Consider the following 26,997-nt stretch of genomic DNA (forward strand, 5'->3'; position numbering starts at 1 on the left):
TTGCATAGCCGTATGCAACACTAGCATTCACGTCTTTTCTGCCGTCTCTAGAATTCCGTCCAGACGCAAATAATCTCAGGACGGAGACACATGAAGAATCGGCTTACCCTCTACATCCTCGCCGGCATGCTGCTCGGCGTGGCCGTCGGTTATGTCTGCCATCGCACGGCGGCCGATGCCGCGCAGGCGAAGGAGATCGCCGGCTACTTTTCCATCGTCACCGATATCTTCCTGCGGCTCGTGAAGATGATCATCGCGCCGCTCGTGTTCGCCACGCTCGTGTCAGGTCTCGCCGGCATGGAGGGCACGAGCGACGTGCGCCGCATCGGTCTGCGCTCGATCGCGTGGTTCCTGTGCGCGTCGCTGTTCTCGCTCGCGCTCGGCCTCGTGCTTGCGAACCTGCTGCAACCGGGCGCGGGCTTGCACATGTCCCAGACGAGCGCTGACGTGGCGACCGGCCTCAACACGTCGAGCCTGAACTTCAAGGACTTCGTCACACACGCGTTCCCCACCAGCATCGTCGATGCGATGGCGCGCAACGATATCCTGCAGATTCTCGTGTTCTCGGTGATGTTCGGCATCGTGCTCAGCGTGATCAAGTCCGACCCGCGCGTCGCGCCGCTGATCGCGGGCGTCGAAGGGCTCGTGCCCACCATGCTGAAACTGACCGATTATGTGATGCGTCTCGCGCCCGTCGGTGTGTTCGGCGCGCTGGCATCGGCGATCACGGTGCATGGCCTCGACGTACTGACGACGTACGGCAAGCTCGTCGCCAGCTTCTATGCGGGGCTCGCGCTGCTGTGGACCGCGCTGATCCTCGCCGGCTACGCGTTTCTCGGCAAGCCGGTCTGGGCCTTGCTCAAGGCGATCCGCGAACCCGCGATGCTGGCGTTCTCCACCGCGAGCAGCGAGGCGGCGTATCCGCGCCTGACGGAGAAGCTGGAGGAATTCGGCGTCGACAAGAAAGTGGTGGGCTTCACGTTGCCGCTCGGCTACGCGTTCAATCTCGACGGCTCGATGATGTATCAGGCCTTCGCCGCGATCTTCATCGCGCAGGCGTTCGGCATCGACATGCCGATCGGCACGCAGATCGTGATGCTGCTCGTGCTGATGGTGAGCAGCAAAGGCATGGCGGGTGTCGCGCGCGGCTCGGTGGTGGTCGTCGCGGCCGTGGCGCCGATGTTCCATTTGCCGCCATCGGGCGTCGTGCTGGTGCTCGCGATCGACCAGATTCTCGATATGGGGCGCACGGCGACCAACGTGATCGGCAACAGCATCGCGACGGCAGCCATCGCGAAGTGGGAGGGCCAGCGCGTGGCGCGCCAGCAACGCCGCACGGCGATGGCGACGGCTTCGTTCGGCCAGCTCGAAGGCGAGACGAAATGAGCGGCATGGACGTGACGGCTGCCACGAGCGCGCGCAAGTTCGGCGTGGTGGGCGGGCTCGGCCCGCTCGCGAGCGCGGACGTGTTCTTCAAACTGATCAAATCGACGCCGGCCACGCGCGACGCCGAGCACTTCGATGCGATCTTCGAGCAGCAGCCGTTTCGCAGCGCCGATGCCGACAGCGAGACGTTGACGCAGCGCAAGCTGTACATTTTCGATCTGATCGGCAGCTTCGAGAAGCGCGGCGTGACGACGGTCGTGCTGCCGTGCTTCCTGAGTCACACGTTCATCGACGAACTGAAAGCCAATTCGCCGCTGCAGATCGTCGACATGATCGATGCGGTGCGCAGCCACGTGCGCAGAAGATTTCCCGCGGTGCGCCGCGTGGGCGTGCTCGCGTCGGCGCATACGCGGCGCAGGCGCCTGTTCGAGAAGTACTTCGCGGCGCCCGAGTTCGAAGTGATCCACCCGCGCATCGGCGACGGCATCGATTTCGTCACCGAGGCCGTTTATGGCGAGGATGGCGTGAAGAGCGGCAATCTGCGTGGCCGTCCGGTCGAGTTGCTGCGGGCGGCGTGCGAGGACCTGATCGAACAGGGCGCCAACGTCATCGTGCCGGGGCTCACCGAGATCGCGCTGGTCGCGGACGAACTCGGTGCGTTGCGCGTGCCGCTCGTCGATTCGAACCTGGCTTATGGGCAGTACGTGGTGTGCGGCCAGTACCACACGCCCGAGACGATCTTCAAGGTCGGCGTGGTGGGCGGCGTGGGTCCGGCGGCCACCGTCGATTTCATTCACAAGATCGTGCGCGCGACGCCCGCACGGCGCGATCAGGACCACCTCAAGCTGCTCGTCGAGCAGAACCCGCAGATCCCGGATCGCACGGAGAATCTGATCGGCGACGGACCCGACCCGACCATCTCGCTCTATGCGACCTGCAAGAAACTCGAAACGGGCGGCGCGGATCTGATCGCGATCCCGTGCAATACGGCGCATGCCTTCGTCGAGCGGATACAGCCTTATCTCGGCGTGCCGATCGTCAATATGCTGACGGTGACGGTGCGTTATCTGCGCGAGTCGTTTCCCGCGCTGCGCTCGGTCGGCGTGCTCGCGACTTCCGGCACGCTCGCGAGCGGCGTCTACGAAAAGGCGCTCGAATCGCACGGCTTGCGGCAGGTCGTCCCGGCACCCGCGCTGCAGGCGCGCGTGATGGACGCGATCTACGGCAAGGAAGGCGTGAAGGCCGGATTCACGGCGGGGCAGTGCCAGCAAGACCTCGCCGCGGCGATCGACGGGCTTGTCGCCGACGGCGTCGAAGTAATCGTTCTCGGCTGCACGGAACTGCCGCTGCTGATTCGCGAGCCGTATGCGATCGGCGCGAACGGCGCGCGCGTGAGCGTGGTCGATCCGACCGACGTGCTCGCGAAGCAGTGTGTCGCCTGCGCGACGGCGCCGCCTCGATAACCCAACCGCATCACCCAGTCAATGCGACGGACCTGCACACGAGGTGTGCCAGATGACCCCGCTCGCCTGTCGATTTCAGAACCTGAGAGGTAATCATGCTTGCACCGACCGAACGTATCGAACACGACCTTCTCGGCGATCTCGCCGTGCCCGCGACCGCGTACTACGGCGTACACACGCTGCGCGCGCTGCAAAACTTTCCCATCACGGGTATTCCGATCTCCGTGTATCCGAACCTCGTCAACGCGCTGGCGAGCGTGAAACAAGCCGCCGCGCTCGCGAATTGCGATCTCGGCCTATTGAGCGCAGTGAAGATGCAGGCCATCGTGCACGCATGCAGGCAGGTGCGCTCAGGCACCGCGCACGAGCATTTCGTCGTCGACGTGATTCAGGGCGGCGCGGGCACGTCGACCAACATGAACGCGAACGAGGTCATCGCCAATCTCGCGCTCGAACATCTCGGGCAACAGCGCGGCGAATACGCGGTTCTCCATCCGAACGAGGACGTGAATCTCGGCCAGAGCACCAACGACGTCTATCCGACCGCGCTCAAGATCGCCACCTACGCGGGCATCATGCAACTGGTCGACGCGATGGGCGTGTTGCGCGCATCGTTCGAACGCAAGGCGGTGGAATTCGGCAACGACCTGAAGATGGGCCGCACGCAGCTTCAGGACGCCGTACCGATGACGCTCGGCCAGGAGTTCAGCACCTTCGCTGTGATGCTCGGCGAAGACGAAGAACGGCTGAAGGAAGCGGCCCAGCTCATCTGCGAGATCAATCTCGGCGCGACGGCGATCGGCACCGGCATCAACACACATCCGGAATACGCGCAGCTTGCATGCAGGCACTTGAGCGAAATAACCGGTATCGCGTTGACCACGTCGCCGAATCTGATCGAAGCGACGCAGGATGTCGGTTCGTTCGTGCAGCTCTCCGGCGTACTGAAGCGCGTCGCCGTAAAACTCTCCAAGACCTGCAACGATCTTCGCCTGCTTTCGAGCGGTCCTCGCGCGGGCCTCGGCGAAATCAACCTGCCGCCGGTGCAGGCGGGTTCGAGCATCATGCCGGGCAAGGTGAATCCGGTGATTCCGGAGGTCGTCAACCAGATCGCGTTCGAAGTCATCGGCAACGATGTGACGGTCAGCTTCGCCGCCGAAGCGGGGCAGCTCCAGCTCAACGCGTTCGAGCCGATCATCGCGCACAGCCTGTTCAAGAGCGTCGCCCATTTACGCGCAGGGTGCCTCACGCTCGCGTCGAAATGCGTCGACGGCATTACCGCGAATCGCGAGCGGCTGCGCGCGATCGTCGAGAGCTCGATCGGCATCGTGACCGCGCTGAACCCGTACATCGGCTATACGCACTCGACCGAAGTCGCGAAGGAAGCGCTTGCGTCGGGCAAAAGCGTCGCGCAGATCGTGATCGACAAAGGGCTGTTGAGTCAGGCGCAGCTCGACGAGATCCTTCAACCCGCCATGCTGACGCAACCAAGAAAGATGTCGTCGGCGGCGTGAGCGACGAAGGTTGTTCCGGTCACAGGTCGCGTGCATACGCACGCGACGCTTTTAAACGATGGAGGAGAGAAAGATGAACGGCAACACGATCAATCGAAAAGCAAGGCGGCTGTGCGGTTCGGCGGCACTGCTGATCGCGGCACTTGCCGCGGGTACCTGCGCACAGGCTGCCGACGCGCCATCGCAACAGGCCAGCGCCGTCACGGCAACGCCGCGTGTTCTGGTGCTGGCCACCGGCGGCACCATCTCGGGAACCGCCGATCCCCGTTCGGCGATCGGCTACAACTCGGGCAACGTGAAGGGGCAGGAACTGGTGCGCGGCGTGCCGGGCATCGAGAAGCTCGCGAGCATCAGCGCGGAGCAGATCTCGAACGTCGGCTCGCAGGACATGAACGACAGGATCTGGTTGCAGCTTGCGCGGCGGATCGACGAGGTCTTCGAGCGGAACGAGGCCGACGCCATCGTGATCACGCACGGCACCGATACGATCGAGGAAACGGCGTTCTTCCTGAGCAACGTGCTGCGCTCCGACAAGCCGGTGGTGCTGGTCGGCTCGATGCGACCGGGCGGTTCCGCGAGCGCCGACGGTCCCGGCAATCTGTACGAAGCCGTCGAAGTGGCGGCGAGCCCGCAGTCGCGTGGCCGAGGCGTGATGGTCGTGATGAACGACCAGATTCACGCGCCGCGCTGGATCACCAAGACCAATACCACGGCGGTACAGGCGTTCGCGTCGCCGAATGCCGGCGCGATCGGTTATGTCGATCCGGCCAGCGTGCGCTTCGTGATGCCGGCGGTGCAATCGACGCGCGCTGCGCTGAGCCTGCCCGCGAGTGGGCAATTGCCGCGCGTCGATATCGTCTACGCGCATAGCAACATGGATGGCCGCCAGATCGATCATGCGATCGCCGATGGCGCGAAGGGCATCGTCGTCGCCGGCGAAGGCGATGGTGACATGTCGAAGGAAGCCCTCGCGGCGCTCGACCGCGCGGCGGCAAAAGGCATCGTGGTGGTTCGCTCGACGCGCCTGGTGTCGGGGTTCGTGAACCGCAACGTCGAGGTGGACGACGACAAGCGCGGTTTCGTCGCATCGCTCGATCTGAATCCGCAAAAGGCGCGATTGCTGACGCAATTGCTGGTGGCCAACGGCGTGACCGATCCCGTCAAGGTACAGCAGGCGTTTAGCGGGACGTGGTGACGGGTTGGGGGCGCCGCCGGTCAGGGGCGCTGCCGCTTATAAAGCCGCGCGTAGTGCCTCGTCGGCAACGGCAAGACGCAACGCAATGGTCTTCACGAGAAACCGATGCAACTGTTGCGCCGTCGCCGGGTCCTGCTGTTCGAGTTCGAGCAGCCGGGAGATCGACAGGCGGTACACGCGCGTCGGTGCCTCGGCAATCACATCCGCGCTGCGCTGTTGCTGCGTGTACACCGCCATTTCCCCCACGACCGTGCCCGGGCCGAACGAGCGCAGACGCGCCGAGCGGCCATCGCCGAGCGGCAGCGAGACCGCGACACGTCCTTGCTCGACGAAATACAGCGCGTCGCCCGGCTCGCGATGACGAAACAGCGCCTGCCCCGAAAGCAGATCCCGCACCTCCAGACACGCGATCAAGCCGTTCAACGCGCCGGCCGTGAAATGCGGCTCGAGCATCGCCCGCAGATCGCCGCCATGCGCGATCGCGAGCGAGTTCGACGCGAGCAGTTTGTCTTCGATCCATTCGAGACCCGCATCGAGCGTATCGAATTCATGGATCTTCAGATTGAGCGTGCCGGTCTTCACGAGCAGATCGCGCGAGCGCGGCGGCAGCGCGGTCAACACGAGGTCCACGCTTCTTGCGGCGCAGAGCTGCCTGAGTTTGACGAAGCTGATGGATACGGAGGCATCCATGCCATGTGTCGCCGCAAAGTCGAGCACGACGAAGCGGACCTGCGACGGATTCCCGGCGCCGAATCGCTCGCGAAGGCGCTGCAGAATCGAATTGGCCGTGCCGAAGAAGAGAAACCCTTGCAGGCACATTCCGCATACCTGGGGGCCGATTGCGCGCAGAGCCTGGGTGTCTTCGATGCTGCGCTCAACATTCGAGGTCCGCGCGCGCAGGTCGAACTCCATGCGTATGCAGCCGACCCGACCGTAGAGCAGCGTGAACATCACACACGCTGCAACGACGCCCACCCCTACGCCGACGATCACGCCATACGCCGCGATAGTGCCGAGAATCACGGGCACGAGCAGATACTCATACCAGTTGAGCTTGGTCCAGGCGCCCGCGAGCCAATGCACGAGCAAGCGCAACCCCATGAAGAGCTGAAGGCCGACCAGCACCGGCACCGGAAAGAGCGCCACGATGTCCGGCGATGTGGCGAGCACGACCACACACGCGAGCGAGGCGAACACGCCCGCCACCCGGCTCGTCGCGCCCACCCGCGCGTTGAGCATCGAGCGATTGAACGACTGGTAGCCGACCATGCCGCCCAGCAGTCCGCTCGCGAGATTGGCGAGGCCGGCGGCGCGCATCTCGCGATTGAGGTCGACGTCCTCCCCGGTGGCCGCGCCGATCGCCGTTGAATTCATCAGGATCGTCACGGCCGACACCGAGGTCACCACCAGACTCTCCGGAAGATGCGCGCCGACCGCCGACCAGTCGATGCCGCCCCGTCCGAGCCTCGCGGCCAGGTGCAACTCCGGCAGCCCGGATAGGTGCAGCTTGACGCGCGGCAGCAGCAGACCCATGCCGCGCGCGTCGTCGATCGAAACTCCGGCAACCTGCAGCAGAACGTAGAAAAGCACGACGCCGAAGGCCAGCGTGAGCGGCAGCGCGGCAATGTGCTGCCACGTGCGCATCAGCACCGTGGCGAGCACGCCGACGACCAGCGCCGGAACCCACGTGAGCCAGTGAAGGTGCGCGAGCAACGCGAGCGTGTGCCACTGCAGCGGCTGGCCCGTCAGCACGCGGAACGCCCCGGCGAGCAGCAGGTAGCCCGTGCCCGCGAGAAATCCGCCGAGCACCGGATAGGGCAGGAACTGCAAGGAGCGGCTGCGCTTCGACGAGCCGATCGCATAGAGCACGATGCCCGTCATGAGCGAACAGAGCGCGATGGCGATCAGCACAGTGAGGATCAGCGTCTGCGGTGAACCTCCGTCCGCGCGCACGCTGCTGGCCACCCCCGCCGCCACGCCGGCGAGAAAGGCGGCGGCGTTGCTGTCGGGGCCGCCAATATTGACGCGCATCGAACTCGTCAAGGCGATCACGAGCGCCGTGACGACGCAGCTCACGAGCGCGGTGGGCACGCCCAGCATCGCGTAGCGGGCAAGATCGGCGCTAAAGATCATCGTGCCGAGGCTCATCGCATAGCACAGCATGACGAGCGTCGAAACGGCGCCCGCCGCCACGTCGCCTGGCAGACCCGCCAAACGCGAGCGCAGCGGGATCTCGGAGACGGAAACGGTCTTGCCCGGCTTCACGTGGATTCCCGGTCGAATGCAAGGGCGCCGTGAGGCGCGCCAGCCAGTATCCTGCGCGGCTCGAACGGCTGTCAAACGCGATGCAGCGTGCTTATCGGACACCTACACTGATTATTCATCGGCCCCGTACCTGGCGAGCTCCACGCAAAGGCCATGCAGTTCCGGAGCCGTTCACACCGGCGGCCGGCACGCGCGCTATTCGTCATAGCTTTTGCCCGCGGGGCCACGCATCGGAGGCGGGGCGACGAATATGGATATCGAGAAATGGCTGCGGGACCTCGGGCTCGAGCAGTACGCCCACGCGTTCGCGGCAAACGACATCGACATGTCGCTGCTCGGGCAACTGACCGACGTCGACCTGAAAGAGCTGGGGGTACAGTCGCTCGGCCACCGTAAGCGCATTCTGGCCGCGGCGGCAGGCGCCCTAACGGCGGCCGCGCCGCTACCGTCCCAGACCTCCGCCGACAACGACGTGCCCGCGGACGAGCGCAGGCAGGTCACGATTCTGTTCGCCGATCTCTGCGGCTACACGATGCTGTCGCGCTCGCTCGATCCCGAAGACTTGCGCGCGCTGATCGGACGCTACACTGCGCTGGTCGACGGGATCGTGCTCGCCTATGGCGGCACGATCGACAAGCACATCGGCGACGCGGTGATGGCGCTGTTTGGCGCGCCCCGCTCGCACGAGACGGACACGCTGCGCGCCGCCCGTGCCGCTCTCGACATTCACGACGGCCTGGCGCGGCTGGCCGCGCAGACCGGGCGGCCGTTGCAGGCGCATATCGGCATGGCGAGTGGCGAGGTCATCGCGGGCGCGCTGGGCCGCGCCGACGCGCAGGACTACACCGTGCATGGCGATCCGGTGAACCTGGCCGCTCGGCTCGTGGCAGCCGCGGCCGCCGGCGAAACCTGGATATCCGACGACGCGGCGCGCACGCTCGGCGACGCCGCCAGTTGCGAAGCAATCGGCGAGCGGCGCTTCAAGGGCATCGACACGCCGGTGCGGGCATGGCGGCTCGTCGCGCTTGGCAGCGAGCCCGTCAGGACGAGCCGCAGCCGCTTCGTCGGACGCGAAGCCGAGCTCGAACAGTTTCACGGCATCCTTCATGCGTGCATGGCAAGGCGCGCAGGGCATGTCGTTCATGTGCGGGGCGAAGCCGGGATCGGCAAGACGCGGCTCGTCGACGAGATGCGCCGCCATGCGCAGGCGCAGGGCTTCACGCTCCATCGGAGCCTCGTGCTCGATTTCGGCGTCGGCAAGGGCCAGGATCCGGTGCGGACCATCATTGGAAGCCTGCTCGGCTTACCGGCCGGTGCATCGAGTGAAGCGCGGCAGGCCGCCGCCGCGCAGGTCGCGACCCAAGGTATCGTCAAGGCCGGGCAGATCGTGTTTCTGCACGACTTCCTCGATCTCCCGCAGAGCGCCGAATGGCAAACCATCTACGAGGCCATGGACCACGGCGCGCGCAAGCGCGGCAAGCAGGCGCTCGCCGTGAGGCTGACCGAGGACGCTTGCGCCCATGCGGCGACGCTCATCGTCGTCGAAGACCTGCATTGGGCCGATTCCGAAGTCATCGGCTACCTGTCGGCGTTCGCGTCGGGCATTGCCAACGGCACGGGCCTGCTGGTCACGACTTCGCGCGTGGAAGGCGATCCGATCGATGCAGGCTGGCGCGCACGTTGCCGCGACACCCCGTTCGCCACGATCGATCTCGGACCGCTTCGCAAGGACGAGGCTTTGAGCCTGGCGGGCAATTTCATCGATGCGACCCAGCGCGTCGCGCTGGCCTGCATCGAGCGCGCGGGCGGCAACCCGTTGTTTCTCGAACAACTGCTGCGCAACGCCGAAGAAGGCAGCGGCGGCAACGTGCCCGCGTCGATCCGCAGTCTCGTGCTCGCGCGGATGGACCGGCTCGCGCCCCGTGACCGCCTGGCGTTCCAGGCGGCCGCCGTGATCGGTCAGCGTTTCGACCTCGCGCTGCTGCGAGAGCTGGCGGACGATCCTGGCTACGTCTGCGACGGCCTGCTCGTCAATGCACTCGTGCTGCCGGAAGGCGAGGACTTCCTGTTCGCCCACGCATTGATCCAGGAGAGCGCTTACTCGACGTTGTTGCGCGCGCGCCGCCGTGAACTTCATCTGCGCGCGGCCGAATGGTTCGCACAGAGCGATGTCACGCTGTACGCCCAGCACCTCGACCGCGCCGAAGACGAGCACGCGCCGCACGCCTACCTGGGCGCGGCGGCCGCACAGCGTGCCGCCCATCGTTTCGAAGCCGCGCTGCGGCTGGCCGAGCGCGGCATCGAAATCGCGCAGTCGGACGCAGACCGCCATGCACTGAGCTGCTGCAAGGGCGAACTTCAGCGCGACCTGGGCGACATCGCAGGATCGATCGTGACGTACCGCACCGCACTCGCCGCCGCCGCCGACGACGCCGCCCGATGCGATTGCCAACTCGGGCTCGCGGAAGGTCTGCGTGTCAGCGAGGGTCTCGACGAAGCACTCGGCTTACTCGCGCAAGCGCAAAAGATCGCCGAGCGAGACAACCGGCTGGCGGAGCTTGCAAGCCTCCACTATCTGCGCGGCAACATTCTCTTTCCGCTCGGCAAGATCGACGCCTGCAGCGCCGAGCATGAGCGCGGTCTTGGCTACGCGCGGCGCCTCGGTCTGCCCGAGGCAGAGGCTCGCGCGCTCGGCGGCCTGGCGGATGCGGCGTATGCGCAGGGGCGCATGCGGACGGCGTTCCATCATTTCAGCGAATGCGTAGCGATGAGCCGCGAACACGGGTTCGGCCGCATCGAGGTTGCCAATCTGTCGATGCAGGGCTTCAGCCGCATTTACCTGAACGACGCAAGTCAGGCTCGCGAGGACGCAAGCGCCGCCGCCCGCGCCGCCGAGTTGATCGGGCAGCCTCGCGCGCAATTGCTGGGGGAGACGCTGGGGGTGTTCGCCTGCCAGGAACTGGGTGATGCGCAGGCGGCCAGCAAGCATCTGGTGCAGGAAATGCGTGTGATCCGGCAATTGGGTGCGCGCCGCTTCGAAGCGCAGAATCTGGAGATGCAGGGTCGCCTGTTACTGGACCAAGGATGCCGTAGTGAAGCAGTAGTGGCGCTGCGCGAAGCACTCGCCATCTCACGCGAGGTAGGGACTCAGTTTTCCGGGCCAAAGGCCTTGAGCGCACTGAGCCGCGCGGTTGACGATAACGGCGAGCGTACGCGGCTACTGGCTGAAGGCGAGGCGCTGTTGCGCCTCGGCGCGGTCGGCCACAATCACCTGTGGTTTTACCGCGACGCCGTCGAAGCGATGCTGGGGGCGGGCGATCCTGCTGGCATGCTGCACTACGTGGACGCACTCGAGGCCTATACACAGCGCGAACCGTTGCCGTGGTCCGAGCTTTTCGCGGCGCGTGGCCGTGCGCTTGCACTCGCGCTTCAGGCGCCGCTCAGCGAAGCCACGCGACATGAACTGCTGCGACTGCGAGAGGCGCTGCAGCAGGCCGGCTTTCGCCATTACGTAAGCGCGGTCGAAGCGGCCCTTGCGGCTTGAGACACGCGCGTAGCCGATCCTCAGCGTGGCGCGGAATCGTCGTCGGGCGGGTCCTTGTGGACGACCTCCATGTCGATGGTGCGGGCGTCGTCGCCATACGCGACCGTCTGCCGGCGCAACGCGCGCATCTTCCACCACAGATACCCGACGACGATCGTGCCGACCGCGAACAGCACGGCGAACAGCACGATCGACAGCATCGCGGCCACCACGAACAGGATCGCGCTCAGGGCGACGGCCAGCAACCGGCCGAACCAGCCGGGGCCGCCGATCCGGATCCCTTTCTCATATGTCACCCGCCGCGGCGGCGGTCTGTCGTTTTGCATCGCTCGTCTCCCGGCCGCCGTCCGGCGGATGATGCGGGTAAATCCTCATGCGTGGTCATTATGCAGGATGCGAACCGCTAACGTCGTCGGCGCGGCTCAGCGTATAGTCGACTGACGTCGTTAAGAAGCCCACGCGTTGGCTCGTTTAACTTCGGTAGTAAGTTGCCGCTCGCGAAGGCTGACAGGCGCGGTGTTTAGCGTGCAGGCCTTCTCTGTCTACCCGGTTGCACACTGCCAGGGCACGTTATGAAATCCGCCGGTTTTCAGTTACCTCGGTTGCCCGCGTGATCATGCGACGCCTGCATCTGCTCGAAATCGAAGACCAGCCGTGGTGCCCACGGGCGATCCGTGACGGCGGGACGGACTGGCTGCATTTCCTGGCGAATACCCTCAAGGGCTTCAACGTCATCGCGGACAAGCTGCGCGAAGCGATGCGGCGGGTCGGCAACGACCGGATCGTCGATCTGTGCTCGGGCGGCGGCGGCCCGTGGCAGACGCTGGCACCGTTGCTCGCGCAGTCCGGACGCGTGACGGTGCAGCTGACCGACTTCTATCCCAATCGCGCCGCGTGCGAGCGCGTATCCGCCGGGGCAGCCGGCCGCGTCACCTATGTGAGCGAACCGGTGGACGCGATGGACGTGCCATCGGGATTCGACGGTGTGCGCACGATGTTCAACGCTTTCCACCATTTCCGGCCGGACGATGCGCGGGCGATCCTCGCCGACGCGGTGATGAAGCGTCGCGCGATCGTCATCGTCGAGGGTGCCGACCAAAGGGTGCTCGGTATCGTGTTCATCCTGGCGATGCCGCTGATGATGCTAGCGCTGACTCCGCTGATCCGACCGTTTCGCTGGTCGCGACTAGCGCTCACCTATGTGCTGCCGGCTATCCCGCTGCTGTGTGTGTTCGACGGCATCGTGTCGATGCTGCGCATCTACAACCCCGACGAATTGCATGAGATGGTGGCGAGTATCCCGGACCAGCAGAGCTTCGAATGGGACATCGGCACACTGCCGGTGCACGGCTCGCCGATCGGTCTGACTTACCTTGTGGGCGTTCCGCGCGGACGCGCCGGCTGAACGCAAGCGGGCGCCGTCGGCAGCGGGGGGCCGATCACTTGCCGGCCAGATGGTCAGGTGTCTGGCTGCTGCCCGCCGGCAGCTCGCCCATCGCCTGAAACAGCGTCGCCGTATCGGCCAGGCGCCGGCCGATCAGGCGGATTTCTTCGAGCCTCGCTGCTTCGTACTGCTGCTCGCCGCCGCGGGCGGATGCAGCGGGCAGCGCGCCGAGCCGGTGACGTGACGTGGCATCCTCGAACGCCTCGCGTGCCTCACGGGCAGCGCCGCTCGCTGCGTCGAGCGCCTGCGCGTCGTGTTCGAGCGACGCAAGCGTGTCCGCGACGTTTTCGAACGCCGCCAGCACGGTCTGCTTGTACTCGAACACGGCGGCCTCGTAGGTGTCGATTGCCGCGCGCCGCTGGGCAACGAGGGCGCCGCCATGAAAAAGCGCTTGCGACATCGTCGCGGCGATGCTCCAGATCGCGCCTGCGCCCGACAGCGCGAGCGGCCAGTTGAAGCCGCCTTGTCCCATCGAGGCGTTCAGCGTCAGGCTCGGAAACAGCTGTGCCGTCGCGACGCCGACGTCGTCTGCGGCGGCTTTCAGCGCCGACTCGGCGGCCGCGATATCGGGCCGCGCGCGCAACAGGTCCGATGGCAGCACGACGGGCAGGTCCTGCGGCAAGTGCAGGCTCGCCAGCTCGGGCTCGGGCGGCGCCGCGTCGGGCGTGCGGCCGAGCAGCACCGCAAGCGCATGTCTCGTCACCGTCAGCCGTTGCCGCAGATCGGCCACGCTGACCTCGAGCGCGGCGATGCTTTGCCGGGCAGTCGACACGTCGCCGCGCGTCAGCGATCCGAGTTCGTAATGCCGTTCGGTGTCGTGAGCCTGATCGCCCGCAAGCGCGATCAATCGCTCGGTCGCGTCGATCTCGGCGCGCAACATCGCCGCCGCGATCGTCGCCGTGACGATGTTGGTGGCCAGTGCGCGGCGCGCGGCTTCGCGTTGATACGCGTCGATCTCGACACGCGCTGATCGGGCCGCGTTGGCTTTACGCACCGCGCCGAACAGGTCGAACGTATATTGCGCCTGGACTACGCCGATGAACTCGTTGTAAAGCAGCGTATTCGGGCCGCCGGGGACCGGAATGCCAAGATCGCGCCCGCGCGAGGCCTGCCCCACCAGATCGACCGACGGCAGCAGCGAGGCGCCGATCTGCGCCCGCAGTTGTTCGTGCGCGGCGGCCAGGTGCTTGTCGGCGGCAGCGAGGGTCGGGCTGTTGCGCAAAGCTTCTTCGACGAGGTCATTCAACGCTGTCGATTCGAACATCCGCCACCATTGCGGCACAGGCTGCGCGCCGGTGGTGAAGTGCTGCGCGACACCAAGCGCGGCGACCGTTTGCGCGGGCTGAGGCTCGACGCCGTAATGGGTGGGAGAGGGCATCGCGGGCGGCTCGCCGCCCGGACCGAACGAGCATGCGCCAAGCGCGATCGTCGCGGCCGCGCCGAACGCCGCGCGCCAATCATGGATCGCCGCTGCCCGCGTTCGACCCGGCGCGCCGGCGAAATGCGGCGCGCTCGCGAGCGCTGGCCCGTCGACGGGGTTACAGTCTGTGCTCACGATCAGCTCCACGTAGATTCGATTGTCAGGGTCGCGGTTCGCACACCGCGTTCGAAGTGCCGCACCTTGAACGCGGTCGCGTACAGCGCGGGAACGAAGAACAGCGTCAACACCGTGGCGCCCGTGATGCCGCCCATCAGTGCGGTCGCCATCGGTCCGAAGAAGGCCGAATGCAGCAGCGGGATCAGCGCGAGCACGGCCGCCGCGGCGGTCAGCATGATCGGGCGGAAGCGTCGGACAGTGGCACCGACGATCGCATCGAAGCGCCCCTGGCCCGCGGCGATATTGCGTTCGATCTGATCGACCAGAATCACCGAGTTGCGCATGATGATGCCGGACATCGCAATGACGCCGAGCATCGCCACGAAGCCGAACGGCTTGCCGAACAGCAGCAGTGCGGCGACCACGCCGATGAGCCCGAGCGGCGCGGTGAGCACGACCATCAGCACGCGCGCGAAGCTGCGCAGTTGAATCATCAGCAGCGTCAGCACCACGACGAGCATCAGCGGAAGCTGCGCGATCACCGACGCCTGCGCCTTGCCGCTGATCTCGCCCGCGCCGCCGGTCTCGATCCGGTAGCCGATCGGCAGCGACGCGCGTAGCGGCGCGAGCGTCCGATCGATCGCCTGGGTCACGTCGATATCCAACGCGTTGCCGCGCACGTCGGCCTGCACCGTGATCGTCGGTTGACGGTCGCGGTCCCAGATCACCGCGTATTCGAGTTCGTTGTTCAGGTGAGCGAGCGCGCCGAGCGGCACCGGGCCGTTCGGCGTTGGCATCGCGAGGTTCACGATCTCGTCGGGGTCGACCCGCTCGCGCTGGGGCGCGCGCAGGTCGACACTGATCAAGCGGTCGCGGACCCGGTACTGCGTGAACGTATAGCCCGACAGCGTCATGGCGAGGAAGCTCGCCACGTCTTCCGAGGTGACGCCGAGCTCGCGCGCCTTCTGCTGGTCGATCTCGAAGCGCACCGAGCGTTCGCCGGGTTCGTCCCAGTCGAAATGGACGCCCGTTGTGCGGGCATCGGCTTTCATCGTCGCCGCGACCTTTTCCGCGATCTCCCGCACGGTGGCGAGGTCGCTTCCGCTGACGCGAAACTGCACCGGATAGCCGACCGAGGGGCCCGTCTGGAGCGGCGAAACGCGCGCGCGCACGGCGGGAAAGCTGTTTGGCAGCATGCTCGCGAGCCAGCGTTCGAGCTTTGCGCGGTCGTCGACGGACTTCGCGGTGATCACGAGCTGCGCGAAGTTGGGCTGGGGCAACTGCACGTCGAGCGGCAGATAGAAGCGCGGTGCGCCCGCGCCGACGAAGTCGACCAGATGATCGATCTCGGGCCGGCCGGCCAGCGTCTTTTCGAGGCGCGCGGCTTCGCGCAGCGTCGCTTCGAACGACGCGCCTTCGGGCAGCCGCATGTCGACGAGCAGTTCGGGCCGCTCGGAGCTCGGGAAGAACTGTTGCGGCACGAACGCGAAGCCGGCCAACGCGGCAACGAACAAGGCGGCCGTGACGCCGAGCACGACGAGGCGCCGCTTCACGCACCACGCGATGCAGTCGCGCAGGCGGTCATGAAAGCGGCTGGCGCGCGGCGCCGCCACCGGGGTCCGGCGCGTCTGCGCGTCGTCGCGCCGGCGGAGCTTGCGAAGCGCGCGCCGAGGCGTCTCGCGTGCGGTGTCCTTGCGTTCGGGTAGCAGGTGATAGCCGAGCAACGGAATCAGCATGACCGCCGCGAACCACGAAGCGATCAGCGCAATCGCGGACACCTGAAAGATCGAGCGCGTGTATTCGCCGGTGGCCGATTTCGCCAGCGCGATCGGCAGGAATCCCGCCACCGTGACGAGGGTTCCCGTCAGCATCGGAAATGCGGTACTGCTGTAGGCGAACGCCGCGGCCCTCGTGCGGCCCCAGCCCTGCTCGAGCTTCACGGCCATCATCTCGACCGCGATGATCGCATCGTCGACGAGCAGGCCCAGCGCGAGGACCAGCGTGCCGAGCGAGATCTTGTGCAGGCCGATGTCGAAGCCGTTCATGCATAGCGCGGTGACCGCGAGCACGACCGGGATCGAGATCGCCACCACCACGCCGGCGCGCCAGCCCAGTGAGATGAGGCTCACGGCCAGCACGATCACGATCGCTTCGGCGGCGGCCCGCAGAAAACCGTTGACCGAATGCGAGACCGCGTGCGGCATGCTCGACACCTCGACGAGTTCGAGCCCCGCGGGCAGACGCGCACGCAATTCCGCTGTCTGCGCATCGAGCCGCTTGCCGAGCTGAATCACATCGCCGCCAGCCTGCATCGTGATGCCGATGGCGAGCACCGCGCGGCCGCCGGTGCGAACCTGCGAGACCGGCGGATCGTCGTAGCCGCGCCTGATCGTGGCAATGTCACCGAGACGAACCAGGCGGTGATTGATGTCGATCAGCGTGTCGGCCATCGCCTTCAGGTCGGTGAACTGGCCGCTCGGACGCACGTACACGCGGTCGAACGCGGTGGTCAGCGTGCCGCTCGGCGTGACCGCGTTTTGCGCGTTGATCGCCCGCGCGAGCTGTTGCGGCGTGATACTGAGCCGGGTCAATTGCGCATTGGGAATCTCGATCGTGATGTGCTCGTCGGGGTCGCCGAAATAATCGACTTTCGCGACCCCGGGCACGCGCAGCAGCACGCCGCGCAGTTCGTCGGCATAGTCGTGCAATTGCGCCGGCGAGAACCCGTCGCCGGCGAGCGTATAGATGTTCGTGTAGACGTCGCCGAACTCGTCGTCGAAGTACGGCCCCCGCACGCCGGGCGGAAGCGTATCCGCGATGTCGGCCATTTTCTTGCGTACCTGGTACCACGTCTCGCGCACTTCGTTCACCGGCGCGGAGTCTTTCATCGTGAAGACGATCAGCGATTCGCCGGGACGCGAGTAGCTGCGCAGGTAGTCGAGATGAGGCGTTTCCTGCAGCTTGCGGCCGATCCGGTCGGTCACCTGTTCCTCGACCTGGCGTGCGGTCGCGCCGGGCCAGAAGGTCCGGATCACCATCGCGCGGAACGTGAACGGCGGGTCCTCGGATTGTCCGAGCCGGGAATAGGCGAGCACACCGAACAGCGTCGCGAGCACGACGGCGAAGATGACCAGCGCCTGGTTACGGATCGCCCACGCGGACAGATTGAAGCGGCCGGTATCGTCCGCTGCCGGCCGCCGCGGTCCGCCCGCTCCACCGGGTCCGCCGGGTCCGCCCGCTCCGTCGGGCCCCTGGCCGAACGGCGCTCTCATGATGCGAAGTCCTCGGGATGCAACGGCGCTACCGCGCGCACGGTTTCGCCGGCGCTGACGGTATGCACCCCTTGCAGCACGACGCGCTCCCCGTCGTTGAGGCCTCGCGCGACCGAGATCGTGCGGTCGTCGTAGCGGCCAACCTGGACCCGGCGCAGTTCCAGCGCCTGGTCGCCCGGCCGAACGACCCAGACGGCCGGCGCGTTGCCGTCGTGAAAGAGCGCGCTGGCGGGCAGCGTGATCGGGTCGTCCGCTTGCGCCTCGCCGGCCGCGGCGGCGAACGTGACGGTGGCCGTCATGCCGAGGCGGACCTCGGGGCCTGGCGCATCGAGCGTCAGTTTCGCGCGATAGGTGCGGCTGCCGGGGTCCGCGGCCGGCGACAGCTCCCGCACGTGTGCCGTGAAGCGTCTGCCCGTGGCGGCCGGCAGCGAGACGCTGGCCGCGCTGCCGATCGCTAGCGCGTTCAGCAGACTCTCGGGCACGTCGCAGAGAATATCGACCTTGCCGGACCAGGCGAGATGGTAGACCGCTTGTCCCGCCGCGACGTTCTGCCCGGTATCGGCGTCTTCGGCGGTGATGACGCCGGCATGGTCCGCCGTGAGGACCGTGTACTGCGTCTGATTCTTCAGCAGCGCGAACTGTTGTAGCGCCTGATCGCGCTGCGCGGAGGCCGCCACATACGCATCCTGGGTCTGCTCGAGCTGCGCTGTCGAGATCAGCTGTTCCTGCGCCTGGGCCCGGTCGCGATCGAGTTGCTGCTCGGCGAAGGTGAGCCGATGCTGCGCCGCCATCAATTGGGCCTGCGCGCTCGCGAGGCTGCGTTGCGCATCGTCGGCATCGAGCCGCGCGATCGCCTGGCCGGCCGTGACCGTATCGCCGAGCCGCACCTTCCGCTCGATCAGCTTGCCCGCGATGCGAAACGACAGCGGCGTCGCATAGCGTGCATTGACTTCGCCCGGCAGCGTCGCGAGCACGGGCTTGCTGTCCCGGTGCACGACCACGGCGATGACCGGGCGCGGCAGCGTCACCTCGGCTTCTTTCGCGTGACAGGCGGCGAGCGTGAGCGCGCCCGACAGCGTCAGCATGATCTCGCGCCAGCGCTTGCTCACGAGTGTTCCTCCAGCTCGCCGGCTTCGAACTGTGCCTTGGTCCGGCGGCGCTGCACCTTGCCGCTCGAGGTCCGCGGCAAGCTGCCCGCCTGCACGATCGCGACGTGACCGACCTGCAGGCCCGCGCATTCGGCGACCTTCTGCGCGATCGCACGCCGCAGCGCCGTGGCCTCCGCCGGCTTGCCCTCGGCACAGACGACCAGTGTCTCGTCGCCGTTGCGCATCACGCTGAACGCGATGACGCCGCGGCTTTGCACGCTCGGCAACTCGGCCACCGCCCATTCGATGTCCTGCGGATAGAGGTTCGAGCCATGAATGACGATCAGGTCCTTGCTGCGGCCGCAGATATACAGCTGGTCGCCGGCGAGGTAGCCGAGATCGCCGGTCTGCAGCCAGCCGTCGCGGTACGCGTCGGCGCTCGCGTCGGCCTGGCCGTAATAGCCCACGGTGATGCTGGGCCCGCGCGTGACGATTTCGCCGACGCAGCGTTCGGGCAACGCTCGCCCGGATTCGTCGACGATCCGCAACTCGTGGCCGGGAAAGCAATGGCCGCAGCCGACCAGTTCGATGGTGCGTAAGCCGTTATCACGCGCAGCCGGTATCGCTCGACCAAGCCCTAGCGCGGCCGCATAGACGACGTCGGTAACGAGCGGCTGGCCGTGGTCGTGAAACGTGATCGCGAGGGTTGCTTCGGCCATCCCGTAGCACGGCAGCAGCGCTTCGGCACGAAAACCGGCCGGCTCGAAGCGCGTGCAGAACTGGCGCAGCGCTTGCGCGTTGATCGGCTCGGCACCGCAGCCGGCGACGCGCAGCCGTCGCAGATCGAGGCCCTCGAGGTCCTGGTCGCGGCTACGGCGAGCGGCGAGCGCGTACGCGAAGTTCGGCGCGAAGCTGATGGTGCCGCGGTATTTCGTGATCGCCTCCAGCCAGAGACCGGGCCGGCGCACGAACGCTTCGGTTGCCAGCAGCACGCACGGCAAGTCGCAGATCAGCGCGCCGAGCACGCTGATGAGCCCCATGTCGTGGTGCAGCGGCAGCCAGCTGACATAGACGTCCTGCTCGCGCAGATCGATGCCGCGGGGTCCGAGGAACGCTGTCGCATTCGCGACCAGATTGCGATGCGTGACCATCACGCCTTTCGGCAGCGACGTGCTGCCCGACGTGTATTGCAGGAAGCACAGGTCATCGGGATGCGGCGTGGGCAAATCGCACTCGGGCGGCTCGCCGTCGAGCAGCGCTTCAATGGTCACGATACGTTCGAGACCGGTGTCGACGGCGAGCACGTCCTCGATGGTCTCTCTTGTCGAGGTCGACGTGAGCAGCATCCGGGCGCCTGCCGAGCGCACGATGTGACTGACGGTTTCGGCGTAACGTGTGCGGGTCCTGAAGTTCAGGCTTCCGCGCGGAAATATCGGTACCGGGACGAGACCGGCGAACGAGGCGCCGAGGAAGCTCAGGATGAACGCTTCCGGGTCGAGGACCACGAGCGCCACGCGCTCGCCCTTGTTCAGCCCCAGTGCCACGAGCTTTTTCGCGTGGTTGCGCGCCTCGCGTTCGAGCGCCTCGTAAGGATAGTAGTGCTCGTCGCCGTGCGTGGAGACGAAGCGAAGGCCTCGAGCGTCGCCGCGCGGCAGCGCTGCAACGGCATCGACTAGCGTCTGGTCCATGGTGAGGGGTCCCCGGTCAGGTAATCTAGATTCAGTGATCGAGCGAAGCAACGGGCGTCCAGTCGCGGATCGGCTGCAGACGGCGGCGCAGCAGCGCGATCACCTCGTCGTCGCTGCGCTCCGGCGCGCCCGGCAAGCGCACGAAATGCGCGGCGAGCTTGCGGTGCTGGCGCGTGACGAGCAGCAGCCAGATCTGCGCGATGTCGATGCGATCGAACACGACCGCGTCCTCGCGACCGTACTTCTCGAGGTTCGCCGCGAATTCCTTCGTGAGCTCGCTGAAGTGCGTGCCTTTGCGGACGTGGTGGTAGATGTGATAACCGGCGTTGAAGACGCGCGCATTGAAACGCGAGTCGATCGTATTGGTGCTGCTCGTGTACGGGTTGTCAGGCTGATCGGGGTCGATGAACGCGTGCTGGACCCAGTTGCCGATCATCATCATCAGCCGCACGAACACGAACGGAAACACGAACACGACGAGCGTCGCCCGCAGGTTCCAGTACGCGGCGGCGGCAACCGCCGCGTAGAACGCGACCTCACCCACGAGCAGTTGCCTGATCAGCTTCGTATTGCGCGAGCGCCACAGATAGACGGACAGATCGAGCGGCACCAGCGCGGCGAAGCGCAGGTAGTAGTGCAGAAAGCCGATGACGCTATCGCGCTGAAATCGCATCGTGGAGCTCAGGTCGCGTGGCAGGTTGTCGTCGATGTGATGCATGCCCATGTGATGGACATAGAACGTGCCCGGCGTCTGACCGAAGAACGGACACAGCCCCCAGTCGAGCAGGATCTCGAGCGCCCGGTACTGCTTCCTGAAGAGCCGCCGATGCAGCGTGCAGTGGTAGCTCATCGTGAAACGGTCGCCGAACGCGTTCCAGACCAGCACGTATGCAACGCCCAGCCACCAGGGAAAGCGGCCGAGCCCAAACAGCACGGCTGCGGCGGGAATGAATATCAGCGCGCACTGGAGGTAGAGCCGCAGATGCGGCAGGTCGCGACGATCGTTGAGCAGGCGGTACATGGTGGTTTCCTTCAGGGGCGGTTTCAGTGGTCAACGGGCGGTCAATTCATGTCAGGTCGGCTCGGGCAGCTCGATCACGCCGCTATGGCCATCGACCTTGAGCTGCATGCCCGACTGCACGCGCGTGGTGAGGCCCGGAATCTGGACGATGGTCGGGATGCCGATTTCGCGGGCGACGATCGCGGCGTGGGTCAACGGACTGCCACGCTCGATCAGCAGTCCGGTCGCCGACGCGAATACGGGCACCCAGCCGGGGTCGGTCCGATAGGTGACGAGGATGCCGCCGTCGAACTCGTTCGCTTCGCGCACGACCTTCGCCCGTCCTTCGGCGAAGCCCGGCGAGCAGGGCGTGCCGCGCAGCGTCGTGCCGGCCGCGTGGGCAGGCGCCGCGCGCAACGCGGCGAGGTTCGCCGGGTTGCTGAGCCAGGCCGCCACCGGGCCATGCGTGACGAAGCGTGGCGGCAGGTCAGCCATGTCGCGATAGCTGGCATCGTCGCGCTTGCGCTGCTCGATGAGCGGGCGCAGTTCGCGGTGGGAGACGGTGCCTTCGAAGCACCCGCGGATTTCCTCGAGGCGCAGATGGAAGATGTCGCGGCCCGTCGCCAGCACGCCGTCGGCGGCGAGACCCTCGCCGATTGCGCGGAACATCCGGCGCGCGACCCCGAACGCGCGCGAACGGCAAAAGCGCACGGTCTCGCGCGCCCGGATCGCGGCGCGCACGCGGCCGCGCGCGCGTGCAAAAATCCAGCGCTGCAGCGGATTGAGCCGCTCACGCAGTAACGCGTCGATGCGCGCTTCGGTGGCGCTGCGATCGATCGACGCGGCACCATGCGCGAGCGCGGCCTTCAACATATCGAACAGCACGCCCGGGTCTTCGCGCAGATCGGGCTCTTCGAGCTTCAGTTCGTTGTTGCTGCGGTACGCGAAGTCGGCGAGGTAGCGCTCGATGTCGGCGACGATCTCGGGCGCGCCGCATCCGCGCAGCGCCGCATACGCAACGGCAGACGGCGTGCTGCGGATCAGCGCTTCGACCTGAGGCTTCGCCCGCACGGCTTGCGCAATCGCGCTCAGCCTGCGGACCGGCTCGAGCGACTCGATGTCGTCCATGCCGCCGATCACCGCCACTTCGAGCCAGTCGGGCGCACCGGGCATCCACCGCTTGATCAGTCGCCGGACGACGCCGTAACTGAGACCGATCGCCGACTCGAGCACGATCATCATGCCCCAGCGTGCTAGCAGCGCCTGCTCGAAGCGGCAGTAGTGCGCATAGACGGCGTCGGCGGGAAGCGAGCGATAGTCGAGCGCGTTGAACTCGTCGTAGACCGGATAGAAAAACGCGCGGAAGCGCTCGACGTTGCGCGCGAGACGCGCGAAGTGCCACGCGAACTTCGTGCCGCTCAAGGCCCGGATGCAGGCGAGTCCGGCGCGCGAGCCGGTCTGGTACGGCGCGATCAGCGCGGCGAAGCTCGCCAGATCGAGCGGCTCGTCGACGCCCATCTGGACTTCCATCATCTTGCGCCCGAGGTTTTGGAACGGCGCGAGCCCGGAAAGCTTGTACCAGTGCAGCAGGTTGTAGTACACGCGCCCGTTCAGGAACGCGAGCGTCGAGCCGAGGAAGCCATCCATCTCGCGGCGCTGCTTGTGCGGAATCGCGAGCAACCGGCAGAACTCGCGGAACACCTGCGCATAGACGTGCTGCGCGAAGGTGAAGGTCAGTTGCGTCGTCACGCCGGGATAGTTCTCGACGATGTTGGAGTTGTCCCACAGCTGAAATTCGCCGGTCCGCGATGGGGCCGGTGCGATCGGCGTGGTCACGGGGCGCGCCTGCAGAATCCACAGCTGGTGCTCCGCGATACACCATTCGATATCGAGCGGCTCGCCGAGCTCGCTTTCGAGCGTGCGGGCCGCCGCCACGACGCGCTCGATCTCGTCGTTAGAGAGGGCCGCTGCGTCGCGCAGCGCGGCCGGCACCTCGCGGATGTGGCGGCCGTCATGACGCTCGTGTTTTTCACCGATCACCACCTGCTTGAGCTGTCCGGTGTGGCGGTCCACGGTGATCGTGTCGGCGTCGACCGCGCCCGACACGAGTCCCTCGCCGAGCCCGTAGACGGCGCTCAGCACAAGCTCGTCGCGGTTGCCGTTGGCCGGGTTGAGCGTGAACACGACGCCGCTCGTGTCCGCCTGAACGAGGCGCTGCAGGATCACGGCCATTCCGGCGCCGGCGATATCGAGTCCGTGCTGATGCCGGTAGCGCAGCGAGCGCTCGGAATACGCGGAAGCCCAGCACCGGCGTACGTGTTCGAGCGTCGAGTCGAGCCCGCGGACGTCGAGGAACGTGTCGAACTGGCCTGCGAACGAGAAGCTGGCGCTGTCTTCTTCGATGCCGGACGAGCGCACCGCGAGCGGTCCGTCTCCAATGATGTCGTGCGCGCGTGCGATGTCGGCGCGCAACGCGGCGCTGATGTCGCATGTCAGCACGGCCTCGCGGATCGCGCTCGCGATCGCGGCGGCGTTCGCAGGCGTGAAGTCGCGCAATAGCGCGGCGATGGTCTGATCGAGGCCGCCGTCGCGGCGGAACTGCGCGAACCAGTCGGTGCCGAGAATCGCCCAGTGCGGCACCGCCACGCCGAGGTTCGCAAGCCGATGGAGCGATCGTCCCTTGTTGCCGGCGAGCCGCTCGATCGTTTCGGCCGGACTCGCCGCGCTCAGGATCAGGCGTGGCGATGCTGTCGGGGCGGCACCGCTTTCGGCCGATTCGAATTCGCCGCGTGCGCGCGTAGTGGTGTCGAAAGTCATTGAGGTCCCCGTTGCTCAGGTGCTCGACGAAGCGAGCAGGTCTCTTGCTTCCTCGGCTGTACCGCGCCCGCCGTGAGCGGTCTGCGGAAAGCGCGCGTGCAGATGCGCGCCGAGGTTGATCCAGTCGTAGGCGGCGTGGATCGTTCCGCGCCAGCCCGACGCCGTATCGAAGCTCGCCGGAAACTGCGGGTCGCCGCCGAGGTCGCGCAGACGCTGCGCGAGTTCATCGGCGAGCGGGACGTAACGCTGTGCATCGCGAGCCGATCCGATCGAGCACTGTTCGAGTTCGCGGATGCCGTCGATCAGCGCCGCATCGAGCGGCAGCAGCCGAATCGCGTCGAGCGTCGCTTCCTCCATCGTCGACTGGGGGGTCACGCCGTGCGCCCCGAGCGTGACCATGCAGGCGGTCTGCATCATCCGTTGCAGCGCGTACTCGAGCACCTTCCATTGGCCGCGCTGGAGTGCGCCCTGGGCATCCTCGCGCGCGTTCTCGAGACCGATGTTGGCCCAGATGATCTCGAGACCAGCTTCGGCGAAGCGCCCGGCGGGCATCGGCAGCAACTGGGCACCGCTCGCGCGGCCGCCCGCGAGGCGCGCGCCGTCGATCGAAATCAACGGCGCGCGCGACGCCGGCGTCGACGTCGCCTGCTGACGTGCGTGGATTTCTCCGCTGCCCTTCCAGCGCAGGCTGACGAGACCCAGCCGGCTGAAGTCCGCGATCAGCGCGCGCTGCCGGCTCGCCGCTTGCGCGTCGCCACGGCTGGCGATGGCCGTGCATGGCGTGTCGAAGGTGATCGCTCGCCAGGCCTCGGCCGCTTCGTCGTCGAGCGCAAAGACGTCGCTACCTCGCAGCACGTGGACCCGTTCGCCGATCTGCCAGGTCGTCGTGTCCTTGCCGGGGCCGATCAGCACCTTGTCGGCCATGAGGCTCACACCGTTGACGCCGAACTCGCGGATCAGCGCGACCCCCGCCGCGAGGAACCCGCTTTCGGCGCCATGCTCGCGCGGCGCGTGCAGCAGGCTCCACAGACGGCCGACGCGGCCGGCGTCGACGGTCGCGCGTTCGAGTTGCAGCGACAGCCATTTCGGGCTCATGTAGCACTCGCCGAGGCGCGCCACGTGACTCTTCGCCGCATGAAACGCGGCGGTCCTGATCCAGGCGCGTGCGTAGTCGGGCTCGCCGAGCGCGAACATCGCCACCGCATAACGGCCGGTCTGACGCGCGAAATCCTCGAACCACAGCGCCACCGCCTCGCAGAGCGCCTCGCGGCCAAGCGCCGCTTGCAGCGTCTCGATCAACGCCGGGTTGTCGATCGGCAGCGCGCCGATAAAGCGCTGGCACCGTTCGAGCAGATTCCACGACAGGCGCGCGACCGCGCGCCGGCCTTTGCCGAGCGCTGCGCGAACCTGCGCAAGTTCGCGGCGCAGCCGCGCCGGACTCAGCAACCTGACCTCGACGCGCCGGCCGTCGATGAACAGGATGTACGGCATCGTGGCTGGCTCTAGCCCGCTATCGACGATCGCGACGAAGTCGACGTCGGAGCGCTCGTTGCCGAAGCCTTCGGCGATCGAGCCTTCGAGAAACACGGCGCTCGGTGCCCGCTGTTCGAACTGGGCGCCGAGCGCGGCCCGCGCTTTTTGCCAGAGCTCGGCGAGCATCGGATCAGTCATCAACATGGTTAGGCTCCCTGAGCGTCAAGCCGTGCGCGGCACGAAGTAGCCCGCCGCGATCCCGTAACGAAAGATCCTGCGCAGCAGCGTTTTGCCCGTCGCCCGAGGCAGGGCCGGCAGGATCGCGGCGGTCGCGTCGCGTGCAAAGCGCACCTGGCGAGTCAGGTACGACTCGTACAGTTTCACGACCTCGTCGTAGTAACGCCGCTCGAGCGGTTTCATCGCGGCGGCGTCGAAGACATGCCGCGGCACATAGCGAGGCACGTGAAACGAGGGAAACTCCGCGCAGACGTCATTGATTTCGCGCAGCGTCGTCGGCGTGCCCGAGGTCAGATGCAGCGTGCGTCCGCGCACGAGCGGAAACTTCGCCAGCGCTTCGACGACGCAGTCCGCGACCCAGTCAATCGGCACGATGTTCAGCGTCGCCCCGTAGTCGCCCGGCATCGTGCGCACGAGTCCCGCGGCCGTCAGGCGCACGACGGTGTATAGCGTGTCGAACTTGCGGATCACGCCGCTCGCCGAGTCGCCGACGATGATCGACGGGCGCAGCACCGCCGCCGGCAGACCGCTGCGCATCGCCGCTCGCACCGACTGTTCCGCGCGGTACTTGCTCTGCTCATACGGGTTGCCCAGACGCTGACCGAGCTCGAGATCGTCCTCGCTGAACACGCCGGGGCGCTCGCCGCAGACATAGGCGGTGCTCACGTAGAGCAGCGGAATCGGCGCGTCGCCGCTACCTTGCGCGAACTCGACGATGCGCTCGGTGCCGCGAAAGTTGATCGCGTCGTAGACCTCGGGCTTGCGCCCGAAGCTGGTTAGCGCGGCACAGTGGACGATCGCGCCCGTTGCCGCGCGCAGTGCCTCGTAGGTGTGCGGATCGAGTCCAAGCCGCGACTCGGCGACGTCGCCCCGCACACATGCGAAGGTTCCGGCAGCGGGTGTGTGGCCGCCGTACGTTGTTGCCGCGAGCGGTGTGCCGTCGTTGCGGACAACCGGTCCATCGGAGCGCAGGAATGCGACGACCGGGTACCCCATTGCCGTCAGCCGGGCGATCACTTCGGCGCCCAACAGACCTCGCGCACCGGTGACGAGAACGTGCTTATCCATCGTGGG

At 66.6% G+C, this 26,997-nt stretch carries 16 protein-coding genes; 6 read left to right on the forward strand and 10 right to left on the reverse strand.

The genetic code is table 11. The features are described 5' to 3' along the window. Nucleotides 1–90: 90 nt before the first annotated feature. The 4 genes from HDG37_RS26115 (at nt 91) to HDG37_RS26130 (ending at nt 5,558) form a co-directional block, all read left to right on the forward strand. The gene (locus HDG37_RS26115; RefSeq protein WP_184052492.1) at nt 91–1,386 is read left to right on the forward strand and encodes a dicarboxylate/amino acid:cation symporter; all 1,296 of its coding nucleotides are present in this window, start codon (nt 91–93) and stop codon (nt 1,384–1,386) included. Continuing rightward, nucleotides 1,383–2,849, forward strand: coding sequence for an aspartate/glutamate racemase family protein (locus tag HDG37_RS26120; RefSeq protein ID WP_184052494.1), 1,467 nt, complete (start codon nt 1,383–1,385; stop codon nt 2,847–2,849). Before HDG37_RS26115 ends, HDG37_RS26120 begins: the two co-directional genes overlap by 4 nt. Nucleotides 2,850–2,944: 95 nt before the next feature. Continuing rightward, entirely contained in the window at nt 2,945–4,363 is a 1,419-nt protein-coding gene (gene aspA / locus HDG37_RS26125) for an aspartate ammonia-lyase (protein WP_184052496.1), read from the forward strand. A 73-nt stretch (nt 4,364–4,436) separates the two neighbouring features. Then, nucleotides 4,437–5,558, forward strand: coding sequence for an asparaginase (locus tag HDG37_RS26130; protein WP_184052498.1), 1,122 nt, complete (start codon nt 4,437–4,439; stop codon nt 5,556–5,558). 36 nt (nt 5,559–5,594) lie between these two features. On the opposite strand, the gene HDG37_RS26135 is transcribed toward HDG37_RS26130, so the two are convergent. After that, nucleotides 5,595–7,823 carry an SLC26A/SulP transporter family protein gene (locus HDG37_RS26135; protein ID WP_184052500.1) on the reverse strand — a complete coding sequence of 743 codons (2,229 nt, stop codon included), beginning with the start codon at nt 7,821–7,823 and terminating at the stop codon, nt 5,595–5,597. 250 nt (nt 7,824–8,073) lie between these two features. Between HDG37_RS26135 and HDG37_RS26140 the strand changes: the two genes are divergently transcribed. After that, entirely contained in the window at nt 8,074–11,367 is a 3,294-nt protein-coding gene (locus HDG37_RS26140; RefSeq protein ID WP_184052502.1) for an adenylate/guanylate cyclase domain-containing protein, read from the forward strand. A 20-nt stretch (nt 11,368–11,387) separates the two neighbouring features. On the opposite strand, the gene HDG37_RS26145 is transcribed toward HDG37_RS26140, so the two are convergent. After that, nucleotides 11,388–11,693, reverse strand: coding sequence for a hypothetical protein (locus HDG37_RS26145; protein WP_184011883.1), 306 nt, complete (start codon nt 11,691–11,693; stop codon nt 11,388–11,390). Nucleotides 11,694–11,983: 290 nt separating this feature from the next. Here HDG37_RS26145 and HDG37_RS26150 point away from each other — a divergent pair, with 290 nt between their 5' ends. Next, a complete protein-coding gene (locus HDG37_RS26150; RefSeq protein ID WP_260335009.1) occupies nt 11,984–12,772 on the forward strand; it encodes a class I SAM-dependent methyltransferase in 789 nt (262 codons plus the stop codon). A gap of 34 nt (nt 12,773–12,806) precedes the next feature. Here HDG37_RS26150 and HDG37_RS26155 read toward each other — a convergent pair whose 3' ends face one another. From HDG37_RS26155 to HDG37_RS26190, 8 genes are read right to left on the reverse strand one after another with little or no spacing between them, the layout of a single operon-like run. Then, nucleotides 12,807–14,366 carry an efflux transporter outer membrane subunit gene (locus tag HDG37_RS26155; RefSeq protein WP_311541598.1) on the reverse strand — a complete coding sequence of 520 codons (1,560 nt, stop codon included), beginning with the start codon at nt 14,364–14,366 and terminating at the stop codon, nt 12,807–12,809. Nucleotides 14,367–14,368: 2 nt separating this feature from the next. Next, nucleotides 14,369–17,620 carry an efflux RND transporter permease subunit gene (locus tag HDG37_RS26160; protein ID WP_260335010.1) on the reverse strand — a complete coding sequence of 1,084 codons (3,252 nt, stop codon included), beginning with the start codon at nt 17,618–17,620 and terminating at the stop codon, nt 14,369–14,371. Further along, nucleotides 17,617–18,705, reverse strand: coding sequence for an efflux RND transporter periplasmic adaptor subunit (locus HDG37_RS26165; protein WP_184052673.1), 1,089 nt, complete (start codon nt 18,703–18,705; stop codon nt 17,617–17,619). The genes HDG37_RS26160 and HDG37_RS26165 overlap by 4 nt, the downstream gene beginning before the upstream one ends. A gap of 20 nt (nt 18,706–18,725) precedes the next feature. Further along, a complete protein-coding gene (locus tag HDG37_RS26170; RefSeq protein WP_260335012.1) occupies nt 18,726–20,447 on the reverse strand; it encodes a fatty acyl-AMP ligase in 1,722 nt (573 codons plus the stop codon). Further along, on the reverse strand, nt 20,428–21,417 hold the full coding sequence (locus tag HDG37_RS26175) for a fatty acid desaturase (RefSeq protein WP_184052506.1): 990 nt from the start codon (nt 21,415–21,417) through the stop codon (nt 20,428–20,430). Before HDG37_RS26175 ends, HDG37_RS26170 begins: the two co-directional genes overlap by 20 nt. A gap of 51 nt (nt 21,418–21,468) precedes the next feature. Then, nucleotides 21,469–24,213 (reverse strand): phosphoenolpyruvate synthase, encoded by a 2,745-nt coding sequence (locus HDG37_RS26180; protein WP_184052508.1) that lies wholly within the window; start codon nt 24,211–24,213, stop codon nt 21,469–21,471. Nucleotides 24,214–24,228: 15 nt separating this feature from the next. Next, nucleotides 24,229–25,890 carry a nucleotidyltransferase domain-containing protein gene (locus HDG37_RS26185; RefSeq protein WP_184052510.1) on the reverse strand — a complete coding sequence of 554 codons (1,662 nt, stop codon included), beginning with the start codon at nt 25,888–25,890 and terminating at the stop codon, nt 24,229–24,231. Nucleotides 25,891–25,908: 18 nt separating this feature from the next. Then, nucleotides 25,909–26,991 (reverse strand): SDR family oxidoreductase, encoded by a 1,083-nt coding sequence (locus tag HDG37_RS26190; RefSeq protein WP_184052512.1) that lies wholly within the window; start codon nt 26,989–26,991, stop codon nt 25,909–25,911. Nucleotides 26,992–26,997: the final 6 nt, after the last annotated feature.

Origin of the sequence: Paraburkholderia sp. MM5384-R2 (assembly GCF_014201025.1) — a bacterium.
GTDB lineage: Bacteria > Pseudomonadota > Gammaproteobacteria > Burkholderiales > Burkholderiaceae > Paraburkholderia > Paraburkholderia tuberum.

Bases quoted from the DNA above. Each gene is read 5' to 3' on its own strand.
- HDG37_RS26115 (WP_184052492.1), top strand. From the start codon at position 91: ATGAAGAATCGGCTTACCCTCTACATCCTCGCCGGCATGCTGCTCGGC.
- HDG37_RS26140 (WP_184052502.1), top strand. From the start codon at position 8,074: ATGGATATCGAGAAATGGCTGCGGGACCTCGGGCTCGAGCAGTACGCC.
- HDG37_RS26185 (WP_184052510.1), bottom strand. From the start codon at position 25,890: ATGTTGATGACTGATCCGATGCTCGCCGAGCTCTGGCAAAAAGCGCGG.
- HDG37_RS26145 (WP_184011883.1), bottom strand. From the start codon at position 11,693: ATGCAAAACGACAGACCGCCGCCGCGGCGGGTGACATATGAGAAAGGG.
- HDG37_RS26180 (WP_184052508.1), bottom strand. From the start codon at position 24,213: ATGACTTTCGACACCACTACGCGCGCACGCGGCGAATTCGAATCGGCC.
- HDG37_RS26160 (WP_260335010.1), bottom strand. From the start codon at position 17,620: ATGAGAGCGCCGTTCGGCCAGGGGCCCGACGGAGCGGGCGGACCCGGC.
- HDG37_RS26190 (WP_184052512.1), bottom strand. From the start codon at position 26,991: ATGGATAAGCACGTTCTCGTCACCGGTGCGCGAGGTCTGTTGGGCGCC.
- HDG37_RS26175 (WP_184052506.1), bottom strand. From the start codon at position 21,417: ATGTACCGCCTGCTCAACGATCGTCGCGACCTGCCGCATCTGCGGCTC.
- HDG37_RS26130 (WP_184052498.1), top strand. From the start codon at position 4,437: ATGAACGGCAACACGATCAATCGAAAAGCAAGGCGGCTGTGCGGTTCG.
- HDG37_RS26165 (WP_184052673.1), bottom strand. From the start codon at position 18,705: ATGCTGACGCTGTCGGGCGCGCTCACGCTCGCCGCCTGTCACGCGAAA.
- aspA (WP_184052496.1), top strand. From the start codon at position 2,945: ATGCTTGCACCGACCGAACGTATCGAACACGACCTTCTCGGCGATCTC.
- HDG37_RS26150 (WP_260335009.1), top strand. From the start codon at position 11,984: ATGCGACGCCTGCATCTGCTCGAAATCGAAGACCAGCCGTGGTGCCCA.
- HDG37_RS26120 (WP_184052494.1), top strand. From the start codon at position 1,383: ATGAGCGGCATGGACGTGACGGCTGCCACGAGCGCGCGCAAGTTCGGC.